At 66.8% G+C, this 1,104-nt stretch carries 1 pseudogene; it reads right to left on the bottom strand.

The annotated features are described in order from the left end of the window. Positions 1 to 23: 23 nt before the first annotated feature. Positions 24 to 1,027: pseudogene (locus tag ACIBK8_RS35675) on the bottom strand (IS5 family transposase). Positions 1,028 to 1,104 lie beyond the last annotated feature (77 nt).

The raw sequence follows: 1,104 nt of genomic DNA, 5'->3' as shown, positions 1-1,104 counted from the left end.
CTAGGGCGCGTATTGGGTCGTGATCAATGGGTGGTCCGGGTGAGGTCTTTGATCCAGATCATCGAGGCGCGCAGGTGTAGGCCGGCGAGGTAGCTGTCCGGGGTCTTGTCGTATCGGGTGGCGATGCCTCGCCAGGCCTTGAGCTTGTTGATCAGGCGCTCGACGGTGTTCCTCTCCTTGTAGAGGTCGGCGTCGTGGCTGACGGGCCGACCGCCGCCAGAGCCTTTCTTCCTGCGGTTGGCGGCCTGGTCCTTCTTCTCCGGAATGACTGCCTTGATGCCGTGTCTGCGCAGGTGGGCCCGGTTGCTGCGGGATGAGTAGGCCTTGTCCCCGGCGACCGCGTCCGGCCGGGTGCGGGGGCGGCCGACGGGACCGCGGACCCGTATCTTGCGCAGCACGGGGCTGAACTGCGGGCTGTCCGCGGCCTGGCCTGCGGTCAGCACGAGGGCCAGCGGGCGGCATTCGCGGTCGGCGGCGAGGTGAATCTTGCTCGTCTGCCCGCCTCTGGACCGTCCCAGGAGGGCGGCCTTCAGCCGGAGTTTTCGCTGACGCCGGATGCGTCGTCGCTCCTCCCGCTCGGGATCAGTCCCGGTGTCCTGCCCGTTCTGTTCTTCGAGGCTGCCCCTTTTGACCTGGCTCTCTCCGCCTCGGCGGCAGCCTTCTCCAGGGCGGCCAGGACGTTCTCGTCCAGGTGCATCCCGGCAGCGTCGTGGTGAGCGCGTGCGGTGGTGGAGTCGATGCTGACTAAGGACAGATCCACCTCGCCCCGCTTGGCGGCTTCCGCGATCAGGCCCTCCAGCAGGGCCTCGAAGACGCCGGCGTCACGCCACTGCCGGAAGCGGTTGTGGACGGTCGACCAGGCGCCGAACTCCTTCGGCATCTCCCGCCACTGTCCGCCAGTCCTGAACCGCCAGATCACACCCTCGAACTGCTGCCGCAGCCGCTCGGGGTACGGACCGTACTCGCCAACCGGCAGGTACGGTCCGATGAACTCCCATTCCAAGTCCGTCAGTTGCACTCGTGTCACGCAAGACGGTCTATCGGATCGCGCCCCGCCGCGAAGGCACATCCCGCAAATTGATCACAACTCAATACACGCCCTAG

Source organism: Streptomyces sp. NPDC050161 (assembly GCF_044460025.1).
Classification (GTDB): Bacteria; Actinomycetota; Actinomycetes; order Streptomycetales; family Streptomycetaceae; genus Streptomyces.
Note: the sequence above shows the minus strand (reverse complement) of the source record. Positions and strands in the feature narration are given on the sequence as shown.